General features: G+C 71.9%; 6 protein-coding genes. All 6 read left to right on the plus strand.

Translation table 11 applies throughout. The annotated features are described in order from the left end of the window. A partial coding sequence (gene infB, locus AB0O00_RS27540; protein ID WP_363656188.1) for a translation initiation factor IF-2 occupies positions 1-2,021 on the plus strand: 2,021 nt, incomplete at its 5' end. Between the two features lie 139 nt (positions 2,022-2,160). After that, positions 2,161-2,457 carry a DUF503 domain-containing protein gene (locus tag AB0O00_RS27545; protein ID WP_359972107.1) on the plus strand — a complete coding sequence of 99 codons (297 nt, stop codon included), beginning with the start codon at positions 2,161-2,163 and terminating at the stop codon, positions 2,455-2,457. 153 nt (positions 2,458-2,610) lie between these two features. Next, positions 2,611-3,051: a 30S ribosome-binding factor RbfA gene (rbfA, locus tag AB0O00_RS27550; protein ID WP_363656191.1), complete on the plus strand. Its 441-nt coding sequence runs from the start codon at positions 2,611-2,613 to the stop codon at positions 3,049-3,051. 2 nt (positions 3,052-3,053) lie between these two features. Then, positions 3,054-4,172, plus strand: a complete 1,119-nt coding sequence (locus tag AB0O00_RS27555) for a bifunctional oligoribonuclease/PAP phosphatase NrnA (protein ID WP_363656193.1) — start codon at positions 3,054-3,056, stop codon at positions 4,170-4,172. A 51-nt stretch (positions 4,173-4,223) separates the two neighbouring features. After that, complete coding sequence (truB, locus tag AB0O00_RS27560) at positions 4,224-5,153, plus strand: tRNA pseudouridine(55) synthase TruB (protein WP_363656195.1); 930 nt, start codon at positions 4,224-4,226, stop codon at positions 5,151-5,153. A 175-nt stretch (positions 5,154-5,328) separates the two neighbouring features. After that, a partial coding sequence (locus tag AB0O00_RS27565; RefSeq protein WP_363656196.1) for a S1C family serine protease occupies positions 5,329-5,751 on the plus strand: 423 nt, incomplete at its 3' end.

Raw genomic sequence — 5,751 nt, forward strand, 5'->3', positions numbered from 1 at the left:
GTTCAGACCGGCATCTTCGTCGGGGAGAGCGCGGTGGCGACCGTCCGGGTGGTTTCGGCGGTCGTCCCGGTGGCCCGGGTGCCCGTGGTGGCACGCAGGGTGCCTTCGGCCGTGGCCCCGGTGGCCGTCCGGCCCGTGGCCGTAAGTCGAAGCGGGCGAAGCGCCAGGAGTACGAGGCCATGCAGGCCCCGTCCGTCGGCGGTGTGATGCTGCCGCGCGGCAACGGCCAGACCGTTCGCCTGTCCAGCGGCGCCTCGCTGATGGACTTCGCGGAGAAGATCAACGCCAACCCGGCCGCGCTCGTCTCCGTCATGTTCAACCTCGGTGAGATGGTCACCGCGACCCAGTCGGTCTCCGACGCGACCCTCGAGCTGCTGGCCGGCGAGATGGGCTTCCAGCTGGAGATCGTCAGCCGGGACGACGAGGACCGTGAGCTGCTGGAGTCGTTCGACATCGACTTCGGTGCCAACGAGGGCGACGAGGACCAGCTGGCCCCGCGCCCGCCGGTCGTCACCGTCATGGGTCACGTCGACCACGGTAAGACCCGCCTGCTGGACGCGATCCGCAAGTCCAACGTGGTGGCCGGCGAGGCCGGTGGCATCACCCAGCACATCGGTGCCTACCAGGTCGTCACCGAGGTGAACGGCGAGCAGCGTCCGATCACCTTCCTCGACACCCCGGGTCACGAGGCGTTCTCCGCCATGCGTGCCCGTGGTGCCAAGTCCACCGACATCGCGATCCTGGTGGTCGCGGCCAACGACGGTGTCATGCCGCAGACGGTCGAGGCGCTCAACCACGCCAAGGCCGCGGGTGTGCCGATCGTGGTCGCCGTCAACAAGATCGACGTCGAGGGCGCCGACCCGACCAAGGTCCGCGGTCAGCTGACCGAGTTCGGCCTGGTGGCCGAGGAGTACGGCGGCGACACCATGTTCGTCGACATCTCCGCGCGCCAGGGCCTGCACATCGACCAGCTGCTGGAGGCCGTGGTCCTGACCGCGGACGCCTCGCTGGACCTGCGGGCCAACCCCGAGCAGGACGCGCAGGGTATTGCGATCGAGGCCCACCTCGACAAGGGCCGCGGCGCCATGGCGACCGTGCTCGTCCAGCGCGGTACGCTCCGCGTCGGCGACTCGATCGTCGTGGGCGACGCCTACGGCCGCGTCCGCGCCATGCTCGACGAGAACGGCAACAACCTCACCGAGGCCGGTCCGTCCCGTCCGGTGCTGCTGCTCGGTCTCACCTCGGTGCCCCGTGCCGGCGACAGCTTCATCGTCGTCGACGAGGACCGCACCGCGCGCCAGATCGCCGAGAAGCGCTCGGCCCGCGACCGCAACGCCGCCTTCGCGCAGCGTCGCGTCCGGGTGTCCCTTGAGGACCTGGACAAGGCCATCGCCGCCGGCTCCATCGAGCAGCTCAACCTCATCATCAAGGGTGACGTCTCCGGTTCGGTCGAGGCCCTCGAGGACGCCCTCGTCAAGCTGGACGTGGGCGAGGAGGTCGAGCTCCGGGTCCTGCACCGCGGTGTGGGTGCCATCACCGAGTCCGACGTGGACCTGGCGATGGGCTCGGACGCCATCATCATCGGCTTCAACGTGCGCGCCGAAGGCCGTGCGCGCACCGCGGCCGACAAGGAAGGCGTGGACGTCCGGTACTACTCGGTCATCTACCAGGCGATCGAGGAGATCGAGAACGCCCTCAAGGGCATGCTCAAGCCGGAGTACGAGGAGGTGCGCCTCGGCGCCGCGGAGATCCGCGAGGTCTTCCGCTCCTCCAAGTTCGGCAACATCGCCGGTGTCCTGGTGCGCGACGGCATCATCCGCCGCAACGCCAAGGCCCGCCTGCTGCGCGACGGCAAGGTCGTGGCGGAGAGCCTCACCATCGAGGGTCTGCGCCGCTTCAAGGACGACGCGACCGAGGTCCGCGAGGGCTTCGAGGCCGGTGTGACCCTGGGGTCGTTCAACGACATCAAGGTCGAGGACATCATCGAGACCTACGAGATGCGCGAGAAGCCGCGCGCGTAGTCGCTGGTCACCGGGGCCGGTCGACGGGTGGTATTTCCGTCGACCGGCCCCGGTCTCGCTGTGTAGGGTCCTCGTCGTACGGCAGTCCGGTTCCGGGCTGTCTCCCCGAGGCCTTCCAGGTCGGCGAGACCTGTCACACATGTTCGTGGGAACACTCACCTTCGACCTGCTGCTGGGCGACGTCCACTCGCTCAAGGAGAAGCGTTCGATCGTGCGGCCCATCGTGGCCGAACTGCAGCGCAAGTACAGCGTGTGCGCTGCCGAGACCGGGAACCAGGATCTGCACCGCCGGGCCGAGATCGGCCTGGCGGTGGTGTCCGGCGAAGCCGGGTACGTCACCGAGATCCTGGACAGCTGTGAGCGGTTGGTCGCCGGCCGCCCCGAGGTGCAGCTCCTCGCCGCGAGGAGGCGCTACCACAACGACGACGACGAATGACCCCTGTGGAGCGCGCCGGCGGAAGTCGCCGTTCTCACACAGATCAGGACCCAGAGCGCCCGCAAGGCCGGGCGCGGGCCGGTACTTTGGGGCGTGGGCCCCGACGGGTGCACAGCTCCCCCGGGTACCGGGCCCACTGCACGAGGAGGCAACGTGACCGACACCGCAAGGGCGCGCAAGCTCGCCGACCGCATCCAGGTGGTCGTCGCCCAGACCCTGGAGCGGCGGATCAAGGACCCGAGGCTCGGGTTCGTGACCATCACCGACACCCGGGTGACCGGCGACCTGCGCGAGGCCACCGTCTTCTACACCGTCTTCGGCGACGAGACCGACCGCGAGGCCACGGCGGCCGCGCTGGAGAGCGCCAAGGGCGTGATCCGCTCCGAGGTCGGCAAGATCGGCGTGCGCTTCACCCCGACGCTGACCTTCGTCGCGGACGCGCTGCCGGAGAACGCCCGGAACATCGACGACCTGCTCGACCGGGCCAAGGCCATCGACGCGGCGGTGCGCACCACCGCCGCGGGCGCGACGTACGCCGGCGAGGCGGACCCGTACAAGGTCCCCGCGTCCGAGCGTGACGACGAGGACGAGTAGTCATGACGGGTGAGCCGGCGCAGGCCGGTTCGGCGGCCGGTTCGACCACGGGGGCGTCTTCCACCAGTGCGGTGGAGGGTGCCCTCGCGGTGCTTCCGGGCTCGGTGCTCCCCGGGCCGCGGGCCGAGGAGAGCGGCTTCGAGCTGGTCTGGCAGGCCGTGGTGGCCGAGATCGGGCGGACCCGCACGATCGACCTGATCTGCCACATCTGCCCGGACGGCGACGCCCTGGGCTCCGCCCTGGCGGCGGGGCTGGCGCTGCGCCGGCTCGGCCACGAGGTGCGCGTCTCCTTCGGCGACGACCCGCAGGTGGTGCCCGAGTCGCTCGCGTTCCTGCCCGGGCAGGAGCTGATCGTGCCGGCCTCCGAGGTGCCGGACGTCCCCGAGCTGGTGCTCTGCTTCGACGTGGCCGCCGAGAGCCGGCTCGGCCTGCTGCACGACAAGGCCTTCGCCGCGCCCGTGCTGGTGGTCCTCGACCACCACGCCTCCAACCCGGGCTTCGGCACCCACCAGTTGATCGACCCGACCGCGCCGGCCACCGCCGTGCTGGTCGACGAGCTGCTGCGCCGGCTCGGCGTCGAGCTCGACCAGGACTTGGCCACCTGCCTCTACACCGGGGTCGCCACCGACACCGGCTCGTTCAAGTACCGGGCCACCACGCCCGCCACCCACGAACTCGCCGGCCGGCTGCTGGCCACCGGCATCCGGCACGACCTGATCTCCCGGCAGCTGTGGGACACCTCCTCCTTCGGCTACCTCAAGGTGCTCGCGGGCGCCCTCGACCGGGCGGTCTACGAGCCGGACGCCGCAGGCGGGTTGGGGCTGGTGTGGACCTGGGTGCCGTACCAGGACCTCGTGTTGTTCAGCGTCACGGTCGAGGAGATCGAGGGGCTGATCGACATCCTGCGCCGCCCGGCCGAGGCCGAGGTGGCGCTGGTGCTCAAGCAGGACCCGGACGGGACGCTGCGCGGCTCCTCGCGCTCCAAGGGCGCGGTGGACGTCGCGGCGGCCTGCGCCGAACTCGGCGGCGGGGGGCACGTCTACGCGGCCGGGTTCAGCGCCCGGGCGGAGGTGGCGGCCGTGGTCGAGCGGTTCCGGGGCGCACTGCGGCCGGTGCGCTGAACGTCCCGCGTGTGATCATGCTGTGACCGTTGTTTTTAGAGAAAGATCACGATGAAGCGCAAAGGCACCGGCCCGGACGGCCTGGTGATCGTCGACAAGCCGGAGGGCATCACCTCGCACGGGGTGGTCGCCAAGCTGCGGTGGCTGGCCGGGACGCGGAAGGTCGGCCACGCCGGCACCCTCGACCCGATGGCCACCGGCGTGCTGGTGATCGGGGTCGAGCGGGCCACCCGGCTGCTCGGCCACCTGATGCTCACCGCCAAGACGTACGAGGCGACGATCCGCCTGGGGCAGACCACGATCACCGACGACCGCGAGGGCGAGGTCACCTCCTCCACCCCGGCGGACGGGGTCGAGCGGGCGGCGATCGACACCGGGATCGCGGCGCTGACCGGCGAGATCATGCAGGTGCCGTCCAAGGTCAGCGCGATCAAGATCGACGGCAAGCGGTCGTACGCGCGCGTGCGCGAGGGCGAGGACTTCGAGCTCGCGGCCCGGCCGACGACGATCCACTCCTTCACCGTGCACGAGCAGCGCGCGGCGGTCGCCGAGGACGGCACGCCGGTGATCGACCTGGACGTGACCGTCGAGTGCTCCTCCGGCACCTACATCCGGGCGCTGGCCCGGGACCTCGGCGCCGGGCTCGGCGTCGGCGGGCACCTGACGGCGCTGCGGCGCACCAAGGTGGGGCCGTACTCGGTGGAGTCGGCGCGGACCCTGGAGCAGCTCGAGGCTGCGGTCACCGGCGGCTCCGCCGCGGGGCTCGAGGTGATGCCGATCGCGGAGGCGGCGGCGGCGGCCTTCCCGCGCTGGGACCTCGACGCCCCGCAGGCCGAGAAGCTGTCGCACGGCGCCCGGCTCAAGGCGCCCGGGCTGGGCGTGGACGGGCCGATCGCGGTGTTCGGGCCGGACGGGCGCTTCCTCGCGCTGGTCGAGGAGCAGGGCGGCCAGGCGAAGCCGGTGGCGGTCTTCGTCGGCTGAGGCCGTTCTCCAGGTGAAACCCCCGTCGGAGCTTTCCGGCGGGGGTTCATCCGTCCGTGGGAGCGCGCGAGGTGAACGCCGGTGGTGAGCGGCGCTTGGGCGGTCGGGGCGTCCCCGTGACGGGCAGGTCTCCGGGCGTCGGGCGAGGCACGGTTTCACGGGGGAGGACGGGCGCATGCCGGGATTCCTGGACGGCGACACGGCGGGCGATCCGGGGCGGTACCTGCTGCGGATCCGCGACCTCAACGGGCGGCTGCACGGCTTAGGGTTCGTCGCCGACCCGCAGGGCACCGTGCTCACCGCCCACGAGTGCGTCGCGGGCCTGGACCGGGTAGTCCTGCACACCCCCGGCGGGCAGACCCGGGTGCTCGGCCCGGACAGCGTGCTGCCGCTGCCGGCGCACGGGCTGGCCCTGCTGCGCACCGACGCGGTCGGCGGGCTGCCGGTGCCGCCGCTGCCGGTCGCCGCCGCGGGCGCCGGGTGCGCGGTGCTGCTGCCCGCGCTCGCGGGCGAGGACGGCCGGGCGGTGGCGCTGCGCTGCGGCGTGCTCGGCGTGACGGGCGCGGGGTACGACGCCCCGGACCGCGTCCACCTGCTG

The organism is Kitasatospora sp. NPDC093558, from assembly GCF_040683475.1.
Lineage (GTDB): Bacteria > Actinomycetota > Actinomycetes > Streptomycetales > Streptomycetaceae > Kitasatospora.

Excerpts from the sequence above, each read along its gene's own strand:
- AB0O00_RS27545 (WP_359972107.1), top strand. The coding sequence starts at position 2,161 with ATGTTCGTGGGAACACTCACCTTCGACCTGCTGCTGGGCGACGTCCAC.
- AB0O00_RS27555 (WP_363656193.1), top strand. The coding sequence starts at position 3,054 with ATGACGGGTGAGCCGGCGCAGGCCGGTTCGGCGGCCGGTTCGACCACG.
- truB (WP_363656195.1), top strand. The coding sequence starts at position 4,224 with ATGAAGCGCAAAGGCACCGGCCCGGACGGCCTGGTGATCGTCGACAAG.